At 43.0% G+C, this 19805-nt stretch carries 16 protein-coding genes, 1 tRNA gene and 1 pseudogene; 12 read left to right on the top strand and 6 right to left on the bottom strand.

Translation table 11 applies throughout. The features are described from left to right. Positions 1 to 1686, bottom strand: coding sequence for a LytS/YhcK type 5TM receptor domain-containing protein (locus SNR28_RS23160; protein ID WP_375751217.1), 1686 nt, complete (start codon positions 1684 to 1686; stop codon positions 1 to 3). A gap of 198 nt (positions 1687 to 1884) precedes the next feature. Between SNR28_RS23160 and SNR28_RS23155 the strand changes: the two genes are divergently transcribed. From SNR28_RS23155 to tyrA, 3 genes are all read left to right on the top strand, one after another. Continuing rightward, positions 1885 to 2481 carry a DUF2057 family protein gene (locus SNR28_RS23155; protein ID WP_375751216.1) on the top strand — a complete coding sequence of 199 codons (597 nt, stop codon included), beginning with the start codon at positions 1885 to 1887 and terminating at the stop codon, positions 2479 to 2481. Between the two features lie 172 nt (positions 2482 to 2653). Then, positions 2654 to 3724 carry a 3-deoxy-7-phosphoheptulonate synthase gene (locus SNR28_RS23150; RefSeq protein WP_375751214.1) on the top strand — a complete coding sequence of 357 codons (1071 nt, stop codon included), beginning with the start codon at positions 2654 to 2656 and terminating at the stop codon, positions 3722 to 3724. Positions 3725 to 3912: 188 nt separating this feature from the next. Further along, positions 3913 to 5040, top strand: a complete 1128-nt coding sequence (gene tyrA, locus SNR28_RS23145) for a bifunctional chorismate mutase/prephenate dehydrogenase (protein ID WP_375751213.1) — start codon at positions 3913 to 3915, stop codon at positions 5038 to 5040. A 191-nt stretch (positions 5041 to 5231) separates the two neighbouring features. On the opposite strand, the gene SNR28_RS23140 is transcribed toward tyrA, so the two are convergent. Continuing rightward, positions 5232 to 6518: a peptidoglycan DD-metalloendopeptidase family protein gene (locus tag SNR28_RS23140; protein WP_375751211.1), complete on the bottom strand. Its 1287-nt coding sequence runs from the start codon at positions 6516 to 6518 to the stop codon at positions 5232 to 5234. Positions 6519 to 6646: 128 nt separating this feature from the next. On the opposite strand from SNR28_RS23140, the gene tyrS reads away from it, so the two are divergent. Continuing rightward, the gene (gene tyrS, locus SNR28_RS23135) at positions 6647 to 7834 is read left to right on the top strand and encodes a tyrosine--tRNA ligase (protein WP_375751209.1); all 1188 of its coding nucleotides are present in this window, start codon (positions 6647 to 6649) and stop codon (positions 7832 to 7834) included. A gap of 383 nt (positions 7835 to 8217) precedes the next feature. Further along, positions 8218 to 9063 (top strand): magnesium transporter, encoded by an 846-nt coding sequence (locus tag SNR28_RS23130; RefSeq protein ID WP_375754151.1) that lies wholly within the window; start codon positions 8218 to 8220, stop codon positions 9061 to 9063. On the opposite strand, the gene dacB is transcribed toward SNR28_RS23130, so the two are convergent. From dacB to SNR28_RS23115, 3 genes are all read right to left on the bottom strand, one after another. Then, on the bottom strand, positions 9038 to 10432 hold the full coding sequence (dacB, locus tag SNR28_RS23125) for a serine-type D-Ala-D-Ala carboxypeptidase (RefSeq protein WP_375751207.1): 1395 nt from the start codon (positions 10430 to 10432) through the stop codon (positions 9038 to 9040). The two genes, SNR28_RS23130 and dacB, sit on opposite strands and share 26 nt — an antisense overlap. Positions 10433 to 10573: 141 nt before the next feature. Continuing rightward, the gene (locus tag SNR28_RS23120; RefSeq protein ID WP_375751206.1) at positions 10574 to 11596 is read right to left on the bottom strand and encodes a porin; all 1023 of its coding nucleotides are present in this window, start codon (positions 11594 to 11596) and stop codon (positions 10574 to 10576) included. A gap of 326 nt (positions 11597 to 11922) precedes the next feature. After that, positions 11923 to 12930, bottom strand: a complete 1008-nt coding sequence (locus tag SNR28_RS23115; RefSeq protein WP_375751205.1) for a porin — start codon at positions 12928 to 12930, stop codon at positions 11923 to 11925. A 542-nt stretch (positions 12931 to 13472) separates the two neighbouring features. Here SNR28_RS23115 and greA point away from each other — a divergent pair. After that, positions 13473 to 13946 carry a transcription elongation factor GreA gene (greA, locus tag SNR28_RS23110; RefSeq protein ID WP_375751204.1) on the top strand — a complete coding sequence of 158 codons (474 nt, stop codon included), beginning with the start codon at positions 13473 to 13475 and terminating at the stop codon, positions 13944 to 13946. Between the two features lie 104 nt (positions 13947 to 14050). Here greA and yhbY read toward each other — a convergent pair whose 3' ends face one another. Then, complete coding sequence (gene yhbY / locus SNR28_RS23105; RefSeq protein ID WP_375751202.1) at positions 14051 to 14347, bottom strand: ribosome assembly RNA-binding protein YhbY; 297 nt, start codon at positions 14345 to 14347, stop codon at positions 14051 to 14053. A gap of 200 nt (positions 14348 to 14547) precedes the next feature. Between yhbY and SNR28_RS23100 the strand changes: the two are divergent. The 6 genes and pseudogenes from SNR28_RS23100 to SNR28_RS23075 form a co-directional block, all read left to right on the top strand. Beyond that, a pseudogene (locus SNR28_RS23100) lies at positions 14548 to 14763 on the top strand (SAM-dependent methyltransferase); the annotation flags it as partial. A gap of 176 nt (positions 14764 to 14939) precedes the next feature. Beyond that, the gene (ftsH, locus tag SNR28_RS23095; RefSeq protein WP_375751200.1) at positions 14940 to 16907 is read left to right on the top strand and encodes an ATP-dependent zinc metalloprotease FtsH; all 1968 of its coding nucleotides are present in this window, start codon (positions 14940 to 14942) and stop codon (positions 16905 to 16907) included. 69 nt (positions 16908 to 16976) lie between these two features. Further along, positions 16977 to 17813 (top strand): dihydropteroate synthase, encoded by an 837-nt coding sequence (folP, locus tag SNR28_RS23090; RefSeq protein WP_375751198.1) that lies wholly within the window; start codon positions 16977 to 16979, stop codon positions 17811 to 17813. Between the two features lie 8 nt (positions 17814 to 17821). Then, positions 17822 to 19159 (top strand): phosphoglucosamine mutase, encoded by a 1338-nt coding sequence (glmM, locus tag SNR28_RS23085; RefSeq protein WP_375751197.1) that lies wholly within the window; start codon positions 17822 to 17824, stop codon positions 19157 to 19159. Positions 19160 to 19365: 206 nt separating this feature from the next. Continuing rightward, positions 19366 to 19704 (top strand): preprotein translocase subunit SecG, encoded by a 339-nt coding sequence (gene secG / locus SNR28_RS23080; protein WP_375751195.1) that lies wholly within the window; start codon positions 19366 to 19368, stop codon positions 19702 to 19704. A 10-nt stretch (positions 19705 to 19714) separates the two neighbouring features. After that, a tRNA-Leu gene (locus SNR28_RS23075) sits at positions 19715 to 19799 on the top strand. Positions 19800 to 19805: the final 6 nt, after the last annotated feature.

Genomic DNA, 19805 nt, shown 5'->3' with positions numbered 1-19805 from the left:
TTACGCCTTGTCCCTTTTCTGTTGGTGCGGAATGATAAAGCTCATTCGCGTGTATTCTTCTTTCTTAAAGTCTATTTTAAGTGTGCCTTCATGACCAAAGTAGCTGGTCAAGCGCTTGCTCACGATCTGCATTCCGAGCCCTGAATGGTTTTCATCGGGTTCCTGATAACTTCCAGCGTTGTCTTCTACAACAATTTCGCAGCCAAGATCATTACATTTACTGTAGATGCGAACCAATCCGCCTTCCAGTAATTGAGAAATACCATGTTTAATAGAGTTCTCAACTAACGGCTGCAATGTAAAGCTTGGAATGGTTCGGTCGAGAAGTGACTCCTCAATATCCACATCTACTTCTAACCGGTCTGAGAAGCGCGCTTTCTCAATAGTCAGATAGGCATTTACGTGTGCCAGCTCCTCTTTAAGCGTAACAGTTTCTATATTCTGCTTTAAGTTGCTCCTGAAAAAGTGTGAGAGATGCTGTATGAGTTCTCTTGCTTTGTCCGGATCTTTGCGAATAACTGCGCTAATGGTATTGAGTGCGTTAAACAAAAAGTGCGGGTTTACCTGAGCATGAAGCAGTTTGATTTCAGCCTGATTTAAGTGAATTTGCTGCTGCTGGTAGTTCCCATATAAAATCTGGCTGGACAAAAGTTGTGCGATCCCCTCAGCCATTGACATGTTGATCGTTGAGAACAGCTTACGTTTTGGTTCATAGAGCTTGATTGTCCCGATTACCTGATCGCCCGCTTTTAGCGGAATAATTAGTGCCGAACCCAACTTACAGGTGCTGGAGATAGAACATTGGTAAGGGTTCTCTTTCCCGTCTAAATAGATGATTTCATTATTGTCCATAGACTTAGAAGTACACTGAGAGGATATAGGCATATCAGGTTTATGGTGATCATCTCCTATACCAACGAACGCGAGAATTCTTTCTCTGTCTGTGATGGCGACAGCGCCGACATTAGTTTCTTCGTAAATGATACGGGCTATCTTTTCTGCGTTTGCAGAATCAAAGCCAGAGGCGAGAATACCAACAGAGCGCTCCGCGATTGTCAGCGCACGTTTAGAAAAGGTCGCGGAGTACTTCTCAAAAATGGTCTTTCTATCCTGAAGAATACTCATGAAAAGGGCTGCACCCACAGAGTTGGCAATGATCATTGGAGCCGCAATAGCAGAGACAAGTGAGTAGGCTTGATCAAATGGTTTGGCCACTGCCAGGATAATGATCATCTGGGCAATTTCTGCAACCAAGGTGATAGACAAAACAACAGCGGGATTAAAAAGCTGTTCGTGTTTGTGTCTTTTCACCATATAGATGTGAAGTAAACCACCTATTAAGCCTTCTGCAGTCGTTGAGATAGCACAAGCGACATCAGTAAAACCTCCAAGGGTATACCGATGCATGCCCCCGGTCAGTCCCACGGCAAACCCAACAACCGGCCCTCCAAATAGTCCTCCCATCACAGCACCAATAGCTCGGGTGTTTGCGATTGCGTCATTTATCTGAAGTCCTAAATAGGTGCCTAGTACACAAAACAAAGAGAAAATGACATAACAATTTATTCTGTTTTCAAGGCGGGTAGACATTCCCAAAATAGGAAGAAATAGAGGCGTTTTACTTAGCATGTAGGCGAGAACTAAGTAGACACACATCTGTTGCAAGAGAGAAAGGACTAAATCCATGCTGATAATATCGCTCGGAGAGTTTCATTTATTGATTAAATGATAAGTGATATTTGCTGTTAATGGGTAGGAGCTTTGCCACATCTTGCTGTCGTGGGTGAGTTTTTCTAAATTTTTCTAAAATATTCTGTATGTTTGCTGATCTTTTGATTTAGAGAATTAATAATCGGGACTTAAAAACAAATTATAAGGAATGTTATGAAATCGGTGATTTTTTCTCTGCTCGCGATGCTCATTGTTGGCAATGTATATGCGGTGGAGCTGGTACCAGAAAAACATGTTCGATTGCTGGTTGTGAATGAAAAACAAACGGCGAATGATACTAGTGCGGTAGAGATAGATTCTGGAAAAAACCAAATTGCCATTCGTATTTATAAAGTCTTTGGCCGTGGTTCTAATAAGAAGATTTTCGAATCCGATCCGTTTCTACTGACGTTCGATGCCTCTGAGCAAGATGTTGTGATTTTGCCTCCAAGCCTAAGCAGCTATGATCAAGCGCAGAGGCACTTTAAGTCTCAACCAGATATCAAATTGATTTCAAACGATACTGAGATAAATTACGAGTATGCCCCAATAAAAGGAAAGAAAGGCTTCTTACCTTTTGGTGATATTGAATCGCTCGTTGTAGATCAAAACAAACAGAATGGTGTTGTATTTGGTGTTAGGGATGCGGAACCGATGGCAGTGCAGGAAACAGGATTTGTCCCTACGCTTGATCAGTTTAAAAGCTGGTATCCAAAAATGTCAGATGCTGATCGTGAAGCTTTAAAAGCTTGGATAGCCGTACAAAACTAATACCTCGTTATACCCGTTAATAAAAAACACCACTGTAAATTATTATTTACAGTGGTGTTTTTTAATATTTACGCTTGATTCTTTTTTATCTGCTGGTATCTTGGCCGTTATTAAACAGGTTAATACGCTTCTGTGTAAACTGGAGTGTAAAAATAAATTTACGGTGCTAGAGATGCAAAAGAGTGAACTAAGTAATATTAACATTAGTGACGAGCAGGTGCTTGTTACCCCTAATGAGCTAAAAGAAAAACTTCCCCTAAGCGAAAAAGCGCGTAAATCTATTCAGGAATCACGTGAAACCATCGCGAACATTATTCATAAGAAAGACCATCGACTTCTGGTCGTGTGCGGCCCTTGCTCTATACATGATGTCGATGCCGCGAAAGAGTATGCAAAACGCCTAAAAGCGCTTTCGGAAGAACTTAGTGATCAGCTTTACATTGTTATGCGAGTTTACTTCGAGAAACCTCGTACCACTGTTGGTTGGAAAGGGTTAATTAACGACCCTCAGTTAGATGGCACATTCAATATTGAGCACGGTCTGAATGTTGGTCGCGAGTTATTAGTGGATCTGGCTGAGATGGATATTCCATTGGCAACAGAAGCGTTGGATCCTATTAGCCCGCAGTACTTAGCAGACACATTTAGCTGGGCAGCAATTGGTGCACGCACAACAGAATCTCAGACTCACCGTGAAATGGCGAGTGGTCTTTCAATGCCTATCGGCTTTAAAAACGGTACTGATGGTAGTCTGGCGACTGCAATCAATGCGATGCAGGCTGCATCGTCAGGTCACCGCTTTATGGGTATCAACCGTGACGGTCAGGTAGCGTTGCTAACGACTCAGGGTAATCCGAATGGTCATGTGATTCTTCGTGGTGGCAAGCAGACGAACTACGATTCAGTTTCTGTGACTGAGTGCGAACAGGAGATGGCTAAGAATGGTCTTGATGCTTCGCTAATGGTGGATTGTAGCCATGCTAACTCACGTAAGGACTACCGTCGTCAACCGCTTGTTGCTGAAGATGTGATTCATCAGATTCGTGAAGGCAATAAGTCTATTATCGGTCTGATGATCGAGAGTCATCTGAATGAAGGTAATCAACCGTCGGATATTCCTGTTGATGAAATGGCATATGGGGTTTCTATCACAGATGCATGTATTAACTGGGACACAACGGAAACTCTGCTTCGACATGCACATAAAGAACTAGTACCATTTTTGCAGGATCGCCTGAAGTAACGATAAGGGTTGTATATGAATTACCGAGGGAACCCGATTCCATAAACCGCATAAGATGTGAATACATTGATAGTTGTCTTATGTGTGTTTGCATGTTTATTACATCGGGCCCCCCCGGCAATCCATGACCCAATACGGTACAAGATGAAAGAATTGCTGCGGCTGCAAAGTTTAAGAAAAGGTTAGTGATGGCTGTTGAACTAAACGAGTTAAGAGATCAGATTGATGAAGTAGATAAGCAGATGGTCGAGCTATTAGCTCGACGTCTTGCTTTGGTAGAGAAGGTTGGTGAAGTCAAAAGCGAATATGGTTTGCCAATTTATGCACCAGACCGTGAAGCTGCGATGTTGGCTTCAAGGCGCGAAGAAGCCGCGAAGAAAGGTGTTCCGCCTCAGTTAATTGAGGACATTCTTCGTCGCACCATGCGTGAATCTTATGCCAGTGAAAAAGACTCGGGCTTTAAATGTTTGAACCCAGAGCTTCGTTCTGTCGTGATTGTTGGTGGTAAAGGTCAGCTTGGTGGTTTGTTCGGCAAGATGTTTGCGCTTTCTGGCTACGAAGTAAAGGTTCTGGGCAGTAAAGACTGGGACCGCGCGGACGAGATTCTTGATGGAGCCGGATTGGTAGTAGTAACCGTTCCAATTCATCTGACGGAAGGGGTGATTGAAAAACTATCTAACCTGCCTGAGGACTGCATTCTTTGTGATTTCACTTCTATTAAGTCTAAGCCGTTAGCTAAGATGCTCGAAGTACATCAGGGGCCCGTTGTGGGTCTTCACCCTATGTTTGGCCCAGATGTTCCTAGCCTTGCTAAGCAGGTCATTGTTTACTGTGATGGTCGTGGTAGTGAGCAATATCAGTGGTTGCTCGAACAGTTTGGAATCTGGGGTGCGAGTCTGTGTCAGATCGACGCGGAAGAACATGATCATGGTATGACATTGATTCAGGCACTTCGTCACTTTACTTCTTTTGCTTATGGTTTGCATTTGAGCCGTGAGAATCCAAATATCGATAAATTGCTTCAACTGAGCTCTCCAATCTATCGTCTGGAATTGGCAATGGTTGGTCGTCTGTTTGGACAAGACCCGAATCTATACGGAGATATCATCCTTTCTTCTAAAGAAAATATCGAGATGATTAAGCGATTCCATCAATGTTTCGGTGAAGCACTAAAAGTGCTGGATAGTAATGACAAAGAAGCGTTTGTAGAGAGCTTTAATCAGGTGAGTGACTGGTTTGGTGATTATTCACAGCAGTTTATGACAGAGAGCCAAAACCTGCTCAAGCAAGCGAACGACGCGATTCATCGTTCGTAGCGCTTAACTTCCCATACTCCCGTTTGGTTCCCACGCCTCTCGTGTGAACCAAATTTTGTGTATTACCTCCGTTAAGTAGAGGTTGTGATGTTCCGGAATAAAGCCTGTTTTTCAAGGAAGAAAAACTTGGAGCGCATAGGGACATCTTGCAGCGACTTTATGTAGGAATGTCTCATCCTCTATTTTTGTAGTTAACGAGCAAACACTAACTTTCCATATCTATCCAGTTCTTTAAGACGCTGTGCCGCAACCTTCATATATTCCTGCTTGTGAGCCCCGGTTAGTGATTTAGACTGTGGCAGCTTTACCGTTCTCGGGTTTTTATGTACACCATTTACTAAGAACTCATAGTGAAGGTGTGGGCCTGTAACTCGACCAGTTCCACCCAGCGCTCCGATTGATTGTCCCTGTTTAACTCTTTGCCCAGTTTTTACATATCGCTTTTTCAGGTGGAGATACTTAGTTATGTAGGTGTTACTGTGTTTGATAAAGACATAGTTACCGTTGAACTTGTTGTAGCTTGATTTCATTACCGTGCCATCACCTGCAGCCCAAATAGGCGTGCCTACAGGTGCAGCATAATCTATGCCTCTGTGAGCAGTAACTTTACCAGTGACTGGGTGTTTACGACGTGGGTTAAAGCTTGATGTAATGCGTCTGAAGTCGACAGGTGAACGAAGGAATGCTTTCTTCATCGCTCTGCCGTTTTCATCGTAGTAGTTTTCTGTTTTGTCATCGTACACTGCTTTAAACATATCACCCCGGTTGGTGAAAGTTGCAGCAATAATACGACCGCGACCAATAATTTCACCTTCAACCATGCGCTCTTCATAAAGTACCTGGAAGGAGTCTCCAGAGCGGATATCCAGAGCAAAGTCCACATCCCAACCAAAGATTCCTGCCAGTTCCATGATCTGGTTTGGTGTCATACCCGCGCCAATGGCGGCATTCCAGAAGTTTGAAGTAATTTCCGCTTCGGTATAGTTGTATTGGATATTTACTTCTTTTTCATCAAATTCGGAGTGGAATGTATTTCCTGATTTTGTAATTCGGAATGTTTTGTATGGAGTAAGGTTTCGTACTAATTGCACTAGTTCATTTTTTTCATCAAACCCAAACAGCAGCTCATCGCCCGGGCGCAGTCGAGAAAGCTGCTTATTAATCTCTTTGTCTGAGTTAATGAGGTTATGCAACAATCTTGCAGACAATCCAATACGATTAAATAGTACCGCTGCACTTTCTCCTGATTTTACTGAGTGCTTTTCCCACCGAATCAGAGCAGTTGGCTGGACATCGACACCGGAGTGTAGTGCTTCGGCATTAATCGCTAGCGGGTAGTGGTGTCCTACTTCCAGAGTTCGCTGATCTTCCATCAACTCCTCTGCATCGGGAAGAAACATAATAAAGACTAGAAAGGCTGATATGAGAACGATTAATACTCTATGAACAGCAGGTAAACGTTGGAAAGTTAATAGCATATTTAGCGATAACAGAAAAAAATACAAAAATAGTGAATACAAGAGTCTAACTGGTTTCAAAAAACATCGCTATTCAAGTAATATGTCTCACTATTATTTTTTTGCCAAATCTGTGGGAGCAAACAAGAATGGCGAGTATTGAAGCAGCACTGGCCGAGATAAAGCGCGGTGCCGAAGAGATTCTTCCAGAAGAAGAACTGATTGAAAAACTAAAAGAGGGGCGTCCTCTAAGAATTAAGCTGGGTGCCGATCCAACTGCTCCAGATATTCACCTTGGTCATACTGTTATTTTTAACAAGTTACGTCAGTTCCAGGAACTGGGTCATGAAGTAACTTTCCTGATTGGTGACTTCACGGCAATGGTTGGTGACCCAACAGGTAAAAACAATACTCGTCCGCCACTAAGTCGCGAAGATGTATTGCGCAATGCTGAAACGTATAAAGAGCAGGTATTCAAGATTCTTGATCCTGAAAAGACAAAGATTCAGTTTAACTCAGAGTGGCTATCAGCGCTTGGTGCGGAAGGTATGATTCGTCTTGCTGCAAACCAGACGGTTGCTCGTATGCTTGAACGTGATGATTTTAAAAAGCGTTATGCTGGTGGTCAGCCAATTGCTATCCATGAGTTTATGTACCCGCTTCTTCAGGGCTATGACTCTGTGGCAATGGAAACAGATGTTGAACTAGGTGGTACTGACCAGAAGTTCAACCTGCTAATGGGACGTGAACTACAGAAATCAAATGGTCAAAAACCTCAGGCAGTATTGATGATGCCTCTTCTTGTTGGTCTTGATGGCGAGAAGAAGATGTCTAAATCTGCTGGTAACTACATCGGTATCAGCGAAGCGCCGAGCGAAATGTTCGGTAAGATCATGTCTATCTCTGACGACTTGATGTGGAGCTACTACGAGTTGCTTTCTTTCCGTCCGCTTGAAGAAATTGCTAAGTTCAAAGCTGATGTAGAAGCAGGTAAAAACCCTCGTGACATCAAGATACTGCTTGCGAAAGAGATCATTGCTCGTTTCCACACTCAGGCAGATGCTGATGCAGCTGAGCAGGAATTTATTAACCGTTTCCAGAAAGGTGCAATGCCAGAAGAGATGCCAGAGTTCGACTTTGAAGCTGGAATCGCGATTGCAAACCTGTTGAAAGAAGCGCGTCTCGTAAACTCGACTTCAGATGCGATGCGTATGATTCGTCAGGGTGCCGCGAAGATTGATGGTGCTAAAATCGAAGATACAAAACTGGTACCAGAGGCCGGTACTGCAGTGTATCAGGTAGGTAAACGTAAGTTTGCAAGAGTTACTGTTAAGTAATTGATAGTGATAAAATATCACTGTGATTTATAGAAAAAGAGCGTTGATAGCAACGCTCTTTTTTTGTGCAAAATTTGCGTGCAATCTCTTATTTTCAGAGTTAGAATACCGCCCGCTGCAAATTGCAGTAATTTTGGAGATTTTTATGAACAATACCGACCATCCCCCTAGTATGAAGGGAGAAAAATAACCGCGCTCGGTATTAGCGATCTCCGCTCCTGCCAGGCCGGTAGGAGATTCCTTTTCTATAACTCTTCTCTGTTTTTCTCCACATACTAATTGCAAATACACTTATGCCGATAGGCAGAAACCCTCGCGGTAGCTGTATATGAGCATTTATGTGTGTTGATGGTCGTTACCTTAAGCTAATCGGGAGATTCGCCATGACGGTAATGAGCAATATTTATATTGAACAATCTTCACCATTTTCTTCAGCAGAAATTGGTGCGGCACGTAATGCTTTCCTTCAATATGATCAGGATAAGCAAATAGAATTATTGGCAGTGATGCCAATCGAAGAAGCTGTCGGGATTCTTTCCCACTGCACTGTGGTTTATGTTCAGCACTTGATTCAGGAGCTGGAAGTAAGAGGCTACGACAAACGAGCCAGACACTTTGCGCATCAGATGGGTTTTATCCGATCTGAAGCGGAAACCGCCGGGAGTTATCTTGCAACAGGTGTTTTCGAGCATGTAAAACAGCGAGTTGGCTGGATTGTTATGCTAGCACTATTGGGCATCGTATCTGGGCTTATTATTGCACAGTATGAAGATACAATTAGTCAACTTGTGCTGTTAGCTGTCTATATGCCGGTAATCGCTGCCGCAGGTGGCAATACAGGTACTCAAGCAGCAACACTTGTGATCCGGGCATTGGCTACAGGTGAGTTAAAGAAACGGCAGTGGTTAAAAGTTTTCTGGAAAGAGAGCCGTATAGCCGTATGTTTAGCAATAGTCGTTTCTGTTGTCATTGTTGGCAGGGTGATGTTTTTCACCGGAGGTGCGTCAACAGGCGGGTTTGACTTGTCGATAATTGCCTTGGCAATCTCTGTCGCGCTGTTTATTCAAGTGACAATATCGACCACGTTAGGTGGTCTGTTACCTATACTGGCCAGAGCTTTTAAACTGGACCCAGCGGTGTTAGTGAGCCCGGTTTTGGCTTCCATTGTCGATATATCAGGAATCTGGATCTACTTTACTGTCGTTAATTATTTTTTAGGGAAAGTGTAATCAAATCCTGATAGAAGGCTTTTTCGAACTGAAAAATTGCAGGAGTGGTGATGACTTCATCATCACTCTTTTTTGGTGGATAGTAATCAGTAACAAACTGGACAAATGTCGCTTTCGGTTTCCCATTGTCACTCAACACATACCCAGCCATATTGTAACTTCCATAGAGGGACCCACTTTTAGCCTTAAGGTGTCCTTTGATAGGGTTGTTACGCATACTTCTTCGATACTTTAGAGTGCCACTTTCACCTGCACTAGGTAAAAGTTTAATAAGCTTTAGCTCTGAATCATGTTTCCAGATATAAGCGAGTATTTTGGTCATTGTCTGGGGAGACATCCGATTGTTTCTGGATAACCCTGAACCGTCAGCCAATTGTGATGACGTCATGTTGATGCCAGTATGTGCGAATATAATCTGTTTCAGCGCTTCTGTACCATTCCCGAAGCTTCCAGGCTGAATATAAAATTTAGCGCCCAGCGTCTTCACTATGTTGTCAGCAATAAGGTTGTCTGACTTCTTCAGCATGGTATCTAACAGTTCTGGAAGAGGTTCTGACTTATGGGTAGCCAAAAGGTCACCACGCCGTTCAGTGGTTGAGTAAATGTTACCGTCGAAGGTGATGTTCAGCGATTTTAACAGGCGTCTTACTGTTTGCTCTGTATAGCCCTCAGTTTCCTGAACAGCAAACTTTAAGGGTAGAGGCTTATTACGATGAGTTAAGCACCCTGAGAGCTCGTAGTGGTTATTATCGTAGGTAATTAACTCTAATGAACACTGTTGTGCCTCCTGGACTTCTTTACTTACAGTGACGGCCTTAGTAGTAACGGTAATAGGTTGATGTTCCGGTACATGGACGCGAGTCGAACCATCAGCATTAGTATATATTGAGGCTTGTACGCAGTTGTCGTCTAAGGTGATAGCGCTGGACGGTGCGCTATAGCAGACTCCGAGTATGTCCCACGGCCAACCGACACCTCTTTCATAGCCAGAAAAGGCGCCTCGGTTTAATAGTACATCGCCTTTAATCTCACTCATTCCTTTTGCCTTTAGCATAGAAAGAAGAGTGCTGAGCTCCTTTGATGTCAGGGTTGGATCTCCCGAAAAGAATATGATCAGATCATCTCCGCTACTCTCTAGTCGGGTTTCAAATCTGAAGCTATCTCCAAGCTCCAACTTAGCTGCAAGTGCGGTAACGACTTTTAGTGTGCTTGCTGGTGGAAAGAGCTGTTCATTATTGAGTTGAAACATAGGTTGCTTTTCTGTTTCGACTGAAATACCCACTCGGCTACCCTTCGGGAGCATCTCGACAGGAGAGTACGCCTGACAAAAACAACTGACAAGAGCAATTAAAAATAGTGGTAAACGCATAGGTATCTCGGTGTATCTCAATAAGCTACTGAGAGTATATAAAAAATAACTAGGAGCACAATGTTGATTTGTGGAGGAGGGTAACGAAAAAAGCCCCTGCATTGCAGAGGCTCATATCGACACTATGGTTAAGTATTCAGATTAGAATGAGTACTTAAGGCCCAGACGTAGAGTATCTTCAGCGCTTGATGAACCACGACCTAGTGCTGACATGTCTTCTTTGTCCAGGTTGTTAAGTTGGTAAGCAACGTACGCGTTCAGGTTATTGTTGAACTTGTAGTCGCCAGTGATTTCGAAAAAGTCACTTGCGTTATAGCTACTACCAGATGCTGGCTCGATCTCTGTTTTTTGGTAAGCACCTTTAAGAGCGAAGTTGTTGTCGAAGCTATAAACCGCTGCGAATTCCATACCGTTGAAATCTTCGCCTTTAGCAGCACCAGTTTCACCAGAAGTGTATGTGCCAGCTAGATATAGCGCGTCCATTGAGTAGTTGATACCAGCGATAACCGCGTTGCCGTCTTCATTAGTATCGCCAGTATTCGTACCTTTACCATCAGCAGAGTAACCGATACCGAAACCAAGGCCCATATCTAACTTGTAGATTGCAGATAGGCCGTAACCATCAGTATCCTTTTCTTCACCTGCGACATAACTGGCTTTAACTTTTAGGTTATCAAACTCACCTGTGTAAAGAATGGTGTTGTTGATTTGCTCGTTAGAAGCCGAAATAAAGGACTTTTGAGCACCAGTGAACGTTGTAACGTCAGACATTTGAGAAATCTGAACGGCAGCAGTATCCTGACGACCAAAAGATAGAGCACCGAAGTCTCCCTTTAAGCCAGCAAACATATAGCGCTGTTTGAAGTTGTCCGTTTGGTCGTTATCTGACGAAGATTTTACACCTTGCTCACCTTCGTAGAAACCAAAGCCAGTAAGCTGTTCAGTAACTTGAGTTTCGCCACCCACGTTTAGGCGGAAACGGCTATTGTTCTGCATCGTGCCATCGATATCAGTGCCATTTGTTCTTCCGCCAAAATCACCACGGAACTCTGCACGACCACCGATGTCTAGAGTAGTACCGTCTTTGCTATATACTTCAGCTGCTGTTACTAGTGAAGATGCTGTTACAGCAGCCACTGCTAGAGCGATAATTTTTTTATTCATGTTTTGTATCCTGATTTACTGTTTATATGCCCGGTTCTTTGACCAGATTCTTGTAACAGCGAACGCCTAATCAACTGTACGCGTATAAGTCTAAGATATAACAGCGTAAGTTCACATACGATTTGACTGTTGCTAAGTACGTTTTACCCTTGTTCTTGTCGCAATAGTTAGTCAAACGATGAAAAATGCCCTAAAGAGATATTTCTTTAGTTTTAGGTTTTTCTAGAGAAGTTTTGAGGTTAGGTGATTCTGTGATGTGGCTTCAGGATATAAAGACGCCCGCAGGGGGATGCGGGCGCTTGCTTATCATAATGCTTGCAATGTTATTAGAAGGTGTAGTAAACACCAGCAACAGCAACATCAGTTTCAGAGTCTTTAACAAAACCTGGAGTGTTTTCAGCTACGAATGTTGTACCTTCAGATGAAGAGTATTCAACGAACGCTGTTAGGTTATCAGAGATTGCGTAGTCAACACCTACTGTGTAAGCGTCTAGATCATCTTTAGTTGTGTCAACTTCACCGCTATATAGAGATGTGTATAGACGAACGTCATTGATCTGGTAGTCAGCAGCAACACCCCAAACGTCAACGTCTACGCTGTTGATTTCTTCTTTAACGTAGTGAGTTGCAATTGAGAAACCACCAATGCCGTAGCCAAGTTTCACACCCATAACAGTGTTGTCACCGTTGTTGGTTTCAGCGTATGCGTGACGGTTACCGTGATCCTGGTAAGATGCACCTGCGTAGAAGCCAGCCATTTCGTATGCTGCAGAAAGGCCGTAAGTTGAATCTTTGTCTTCATCCTGGTGTAGGTAAGTATCTGCGATCAGTTTTAGATTCTCAGTCGCGTATTTAATGCTTACAGCGTGGCCTTTAGACTCAAAGCGAGACGCTACGTCGTCAACATAACCAACACCTTCGTTAGTGTTATCGATGATGATTGCATCTAGTGAGTCACCAAAGTCACCGATCTCACCAACAGCGATACCAAAGTTTTCACCAAACATAGCACCAACATAAAGGTCATCGGTAGACACGCTATTTGAATCGTTGTCACCAGGTAGGAAGCCGTTGCCGTTTTCCATTTCGAAAGAGCCAATTACTGAAATATCTTCGTTTAGCTGGTGCTTAGCATCGATTTGAATTTTTGCCCAAAGGTCGATATCAGCGTCTGTTTTTTTAGGAGAAGCTACACCTTTAGTTTCATACTTGCTTAGGTATGTATCAATTTCACCTTTTAGAGAAACTGCTGTTTGGTCATTTTCGTAGATAGTTGCTGCGTTTGCACCTGTAGCTACGAAAGCCACTGCTAATGCGATGATTTTTTTGTTCATCGTAAATATCCTATTGTGATTGGTCCTATGAGTGTTTAGTTATATGCGAACGACAAATCAGCTAACTGCATAAAAAGCATTAAATTTATCAGGCAGGGATTATTTAATTCAGCAAGCTGATTTTTGTCTTTTGCAATCATTCGTTCGCTAAAGATGTTTTACTGCTGAAGTGGAAATGTATGAGAGTAAAATGTTCTAAAAAAAATTTTAATTTTACGATGTTTTATTTGTTTATTTATCTAACTTATTAATATGTAACAAATAATTAAGTTCCGTAAAAAGTTAAAAAAAACGCATTTAGAACGGGTGCTATTAGCTGTTTTTCGTTTTTTTTAGAATAAAAGTGTGACTTTAGTCACTTGTTTTAGGTGTATTTAGATTTATTGCTCGGGAAGTGTGAAGAACTTCATTTGATTTACTAGTGATTATCGAGTCAAGTTTGTTTACACTAACCGAAATCTGATTCGAATTATTAGCCTACTCAGCATAAGTTGAGTGGGAATGTTTTGTCCAAAGTCAGGCTTTGGCATAGAGGTTTAAAAATGGAAAAAATTCCAATGACTGTTCGCGGTGAAGTTAAGCTGCGTGAAGAACTGGATGTACTATTAAAACGTCGTCCTCTGATTTCTGAAGCTATTGCTGAAGCTCGTGAGCTTGGCGATTTAAAAGAAAATGCGGAATACCACGCTGCACGTGAAGAGCAGGGGATCTGCGAAGCTCAGATTAGAGATATCGAATATAAACTGTCTGTCGCTCAGGTTATTGACGTAACTAAGATGGAAAATACAGGTAAAGTTATCTTCGGTACTACAGTCACACTTATCGATATGGATACAGATGCGGAATCTACGTACCAAATCGTGGGTGATGATGAAGCTGATATTAAAGCTGGTCGTATTTCAGTGAGCTCTCCGATAGCTCGTGGCCTTATTGGCAAAATGGAAGGCGACGAAGTTATTATCTCTACCCCTGGTGGCGATAAAGACTATGAAATTGACAAAGTAGCTTATATTTAAGGCTACTCTCTTTTTCAAGCGCGAGACGAATAAAAAGAGACCGCATTTTGATGCGGTCTCTTTTTTTTGCTTGTTAAAGCAGTAACTAACTCTGAATCTATGAGTTATTTACGAGGTAGCTCTATCTTGCGCTCATCAGTCTGACGGAACAGAACCAGAACCTTACCAATTGTTTGTACATTCTCTGCGCCAGTTTCGCGAACGATAGCTTCAATGATCAGCTTCCGTGTTTCTCTGTCTTCAGATGTCACTTTAATTTTGATTAGCTCGTGGTGATCAAGAGCCAGTTCGATTTCCGCTAGCACTGCTTCTGTAAGTCCGTTTGCGCCCATCAACACAACTGGTTTTAGGTTGTGTGCCAGGCCTTTAAGGTGCTGCTTTTGTTTTGTGCTTAAGTTCATTTCGCGGCCAATTAGTTTGTTTTACTCTATCTGCGTACCTTATTATTTTAAAGATAAGCAGATGCTGGGGTTGAAAAACGACATTTTAACGCCATCTACTACCGAAGACTATAATTTATTGGCTACCTATAGTTATTGTGGGTAAATAGTTATCGTTCACGTGCTATCTTTAAAATTGAAGAGATACGAACGACAACCTAACCAATCTAGAGCTAATTGAACTCGCATTAGATATGTGTCGACAGGTTCTTGCTCCTAATGGTAGCTTTGCAGTTAAGGTTTTCCAGGGAGAAAGCTTTGATCAATACATGAAAAATGTTTGTGAAATGTTCAAAGTAGTCAATATTTGTAAACCAGATTCTTCGAGAGTTTGCTCTCAGGAAGTATATATAGTTGCAACTGGTTATAAGGGTTAGCTACTCTTATTACTAAAGTTACATTAAAATTAACCGTTTAAATTAAACACAGTTGCTACACTAATAGTTATCAACTATCAAATTCATTCGTGAAGCCGTATAGATTGGTATTAGAAACTGTAGTACCCTACCTTTAAATTACAACTAGTTATCGAGAGGCTGACACCTTGAGTGACATGGCAAAAAACTTAATTCTGTGGCTGGTTATCGCTGTAGTCCTGATGTCGGTATTCCAGAGCTTTGGCCCTGGTGAAACCAATGGAAGAGCGGTGGATTACACCACATTTGTACAAGACGTCGGCCAAGGCCAGATACGTGAAGCACAATTTAACGATCGTGAAATTGTATTCTATCGTCGTGATAACTCGCGCTATGTAACTTACATGCCGATTTACGATGAGAAGCTACTTGACGATTTAATTAACCAAAATGTGAAAGTTCAGGGAACTCCACCTGAAGAGCAGAGCCTGCTTGGAACTATCTTTATCTCTTGGTTCCCAATGATTCTGCTTATCGGTGTATGGATCTTCTTTATGCGCCAGATGCAAGGCGGTGGTGGTAAAGGCGCCATGTCATTTGGTAAGAGTAAAGCTCGAATGATGAGCGAAGAGCAGATCAAAACAACATTTGCCGATGTTGCTGGCTGTGATGAAGCGAAAGAAGATGTTAAAGAGCTTGTAGATTACCTGCGTGATCCAAGCCGCTTCCAGAAACTGGGCGGTAAGATACCTACTGGTGTTCTGATGGTAGGTCCTCCTGGTACAGGTAAAACGTTACTTGCTAAAGCGATTGCTGGTGAAGCAAAAGTACCGTTTTTCACTATTTCAGGTTCTGATTTCGTAGAAATGTTCGTGGGTGTAGGTGCATCTCGTGTACGTGACATGTTTGAACAGGCGAAGAAAGCAGCACCTTGTATCATCTTTATCGATGAAATTGATGCTGTAGGTCGCCAGCGTGGTGCTGGTGTTGGTGGTGGTCACGATGAGCGTGAACAAACACTTAACCAGATGCTGGTAGAGATGGATGGCTTTGAAGGCAACGAAGGTATTATCGTTATTGCTGCAACCAACCGTCCAGATGTACTCGACCCTGCGCTACTTCGTCCTGGGCGTTTCGACCGTCAGGTAGTAGTTGGTTTGCCTGATGTACGCGGTCGTGAACAGATTCTTAAAGTACACATGCGCAAAGTACCTCTTGCTGGTGATGTAGAGCCATCTCTGATTGCTCGTGGTACTCCGGGCTTCTCTGGTGCAGACCTGGCTAACCTTGTTAACGAAGCGGCTCTTTTTGCAGCTCGTGGTAACAAGCGTAATGTATCAATGGTTGAGTTTGAGCTTGCGAAAGACAAGATCATGATGGGGGCAGAGCGCCGCTCTATGGTAATGACTGATGAAACTAAAGAGTCAACCGCTTACCACGAAGCAGGTCACGCGATTGTTGGTCGTATTGTTCCTGAACATGATCCTGTTTATAAGGTATCTATTATTCCTCGTGGTCGTGCGCTTGGTGTAACCATGTACCTGCCAGAGCAAGATAGAGTGAGTATGTCTCGCAGACACCTTGAGTCTATGATTTCTAGCCTTTACGGTGGTCGTCTGGCTGAAGAGCTTATCTACGGTGCTGAAAAAGTATCTACGGGTGCTTCTAATGACATTGAACGTGCAACGGACATTGCTCGTAAGATGGTTACCCAGTGGGGGTTCTCTGAAAAACTTGGTCCTCTGCTTTATGCAGAAGAAGAAGGTGAAGTGTTCCTTGGTCGTAGCGTAACGCAGACGAAACACATGTCGGATGATACTGCCAGACTGATTGATGATGAGGTTCGTAAGATCATCGACCGCAACTATGAGCGTGCGAAGAAGATCCTTGAAGACAACATGGATATCATGCACTCGATGAAAGATGCTCTGATGAAGTACGAAACCATCGATGCTGGTCAGATTGATGATCTGATGGAGCGAAAAGAAGATATTCGTGAACCACAGGGTTGGACGGCGGATGCGGAAGCTAAAGTGGCACAAGCTCGAGCGGAAGCGAAAGAAGCTTTGAATCCTGAAGAAAAAGTGGAAGCGAAGAAAGAAGAAGAGCCAGCGGCAACTTCTGAAAACTCGACTGAAGCTAAGCCAAAAGATGGCGAAGAGTAATATTTACTGATAAGTACAAACCCCGGGGATTCTCTCGGGGTTTTTTGTTTTTATTTCGAACGTTTACCCATGATACTAACTTCCAGAAACAAACAACTCTCCCTTGCTACTCCACAAGTGATGGGGATTCTCAACGTAACGCCTGACTCCTTCTCTGATGGTGGCAAGTTTAACTCTATTGATATGGCATTAGCGCAAGCAGACAAAATGATTGATGCTGGTGTAACTATTATCGATATCGGTGGTGAATCTACTCGCCCGGGGGCGAAAGAAGTCCTACTTGAAGAAGAGTTAAAAAGAACGATTCCTGTAATTAAAGCGATTCGTGAAAAGAATCAGGACGTATGGATCTCTATTGATACCAGTAAAGCCGAGGTTATGGAGCAGGCAGTAAATGCTGGTGCTGATATTATTAACGATGTCAGAGCCTTGACTGAAGCGGGTGCTTTAAAGGTGGCAGCAAAACTCAACGTGCCAATATGTCTGATGCACATGAAAGGCCAGCCACGTAACATGCAGGATGCTCCAGAGTATTGCGATCTTTTACAAGAAGTTGAGGAATTTTTGGTAGAGAGAGTTGAAGCTTGCGATAAAGTTGGTATAAACAGGGAAAACTTAATCCTTGACCCGGGATTTGGTTTTGGTAAAACCATAGAACATAATTATGAGCTATTGAAACGCTTTGATGAACTGCATAAGTTCGAGATGCCTCTTCTTGCGGGTATGTCACGCAAGTCAATGATATTTAAAGTGTTGGATAAAAAGCCTGAACATAGTGTTGCCGGAAGTCTTGCTTGCGCCACTATCGCAGCACAAAAAGGCGCTCATATTATCCGTGTCCATGATTTTGAAGAGACTATGGATGTGGTTAAAGTTGTAAATATGATCAATAAAATAATTAGTTAGGATCTGTTATGTCAGAAAGACGATATTTTGGTACCGATGGTGTCAGAGGAAAGGTTGGGCAATACCCTATTACACCTGAGTTTGTACTAAAGCTAGGATGGGCGGCTGGTCGTGTACTTGCTAAAAGTGGTACCAAGCAAGTGATTATTGGTAAGGACCCTCGTATTTCTGGCTATATGCTGGAGTCTGCACTTGAAGCGGGACTCGCAGCTGCAGGGCTAAAAGCAACGCTAACTGGCCCAATGCCAACACCTGCTATTGCATATCTTACTCAAACGTTCCGTGCTGAGGCTGGGATCGTAATATCTGCGTCTCACAACCCATATTATGACAATGGTATCAAGTTCTTCTCTTCTGAAGGAACGAAACTGCCAGATGAAGTTGAACTGGCTATTGAAGCTCAACTAGATAAAGAGCTTGAGTGTGTGGAAGCTTCTCAACTTGGTAAAGCGATGCGCCTTGAAGATGCTGCCGGTCGTTATATTGAGTTTTGTAAAGGAACCTTCCCTAAAGAGCTTCACCTAACGGGCCTAAAAATTGTTGTCGATTGTGCTAACGGTGCGACTTACCATATCGCTCCGGCTGTATTCTCTGAGTTGGGTGCTGAAGTCATTGCGATGGGGGTTGAGCCGAACGGTGTAAACATTAATGATGAAGTCGGCGCAACAGATGTTCGAGCATTGCAAAAGCGTGTTGTTGCTGAAAAGGCTGATCTTGGCCTGGCTTTTGATGGTGATGGTGACCGAATTATTATGGTTGACCATGAAGGCAATAAGATAGATGGTGACCAGATTGCGTATATCATTGCTCGTGATGCGCTTCGTCGTGGTGAACTAAAAGGTGGTGTTGTTGGTACTCTAATGACAAACCTTGGTATGGAAAATGGTTTGAAGCAACTTGGTATTCCATTTGTTCGTGCTGCTGTAGGTGACCGCTATGTGATGGAACAGCTTTTAGAAAAAGGTTGGTCGATCGGAGCTGAAAACTCAGGTCACGTTATCCTGTTAGATAAAGTAACCACAGGTGATGCGATTGTTGCGGCACTGCAGGTTCTTTCTTCAGTGGTTAGTAGTGAAATGTCCCTGAAAGAACTCTCTGAGGGTATGACGTTGTATCCTCAGGTACTGGAAAACGTTCGTTTTGCTGGTGATTCAAATCCGCTTGAGGCAGAAGAAGTTAAAAGTGCCGTTGAGGCCGCTGAAGCAACATTAGGTTCAAAAGGTCGGGTTCTCTTGAGAAAATCAGGTACAGAGCCACTGATCCGCGTTATGGTTGAGGGTGAAGACTCTGAGCTTGTGAAGAGTTCTGCTCTGGAGATAGCCGCTGCAGTTAAAGCAAGCTGTTAAAATCCTAAATCGGCTACCAATAACTGATTGGTAGCCGATAAAATAACCATTTAAATCAAATCTGTGAAGTTTTGATGAAATACCCCTTGTCAGAAAAGAGCGGTTCCTATAGTATTGCTCGGCCTTCGATAAGGGAGGTCGCTAGCTTTGTCTCTGAATCTGTCAAAGACTGCGCTGGCTCGACAATTTGAAACATAGGTGGAAAAATGACTACTGTTCTACTTGTGATTTACCTGTTGGCAGCTGCTGGTTTAATTGGCCTGGTGTTGATTCAACAAGGTAAAGGCGCAGATATGGGAGCCTCTTTCGGTGCAGGTGCCTCAAACACAGTTTTTGGTGCAGGCGGCTCAGGTAATTTCCTAACCCGAATGACTGCAATTTGTGCAACAGTATTTTTCATAGTAGCTCTTGTGTTCGGTAATATGGCAACTCATAAAACTGAATCACAATGGATTGACCCAACTCAAGGTCAGGCTGTAGAAGCTGCTGTTGAAGTACCGAGTGAAGCGCCTGCTGAAAAAAGCAGTGACGAAATTCCTCAGTAAAAGATTTAATGCCGAGATGGTGAAATTGGTAGACACGCTAGCATGAGGTGCTAGTGCCGTAAGGTGTGAGGGTTCAAGTCCCTCTCTCGGCACCATAACTT

It is taken from the genome of Vibrio iocasae, from assembly GCF_042245395.1.
In the GTDB taxonomy this organism is placed as follows: Bacteria; Pseudomonadota; Gammaproteobacteria; order Enterobacterales; family Vibrionaceae; genus Vibrio; species Vibrio iocasae.
This window is presented reverse-complemented; position numbering and strand designations above follow the sequence as displayed.